The organism is Helicobacter sp. 11S02596-1 (assembly GCF_002272825.1).
GTDB lineage: Bacteria > Campylobacterota > Campylobacteria > Campylobacterales > Helicobacteraceae > Helicobacter_J.
In genome coordinates this window covers 1-311 of the sequence record NZ_MLAM01000047.1, presented here as the reverse complement: position 1 = coordinate 311, position 311 = coordinate 1, and the positions used below count along the sequence as shown (strand labels likewise).

General features: G+C 41.5%; 1 protein-coding gene. It reads left to right on the top strand.

Annotated elements, in window-relative coordinates; all coding sequences use genetic code 11:
- Positions 1 to 311 (top strand): hypothetical protein (locus tag BJI48_RS09555; RefSeq protein ID WP_180763117.1); only part of this gene is annotated, 311 nt, incomplete at both ends.

Sequence of the window (311 nt, the reverse complement as noted above, 5' to 3'; positions counted from 1 at the left end):
TAGCAGTGGGAAAATTGCTACGAGTAGTTCGGGTGGTGCTAATGATACAGCGGGTGTTATCTTCAAACCTGTCTCTACGGTTACCCAAGGCTTTGATGATGTGATTACCACATTTAGAACACAAACAGAAAAGATGACAGCCAATGGCACAAAGAGCACAACTGATTCTGACAACAACACTGACTTCACCAACTACTACATCAACTCCGTTTCTGCTACTATCAATGCTGCCCAAGCAGCTAGTGCTACCGCAGTAATTGCGAATAACTATTCGATATTCTTAGCTAATATCAATGATCTCAATAAACGTT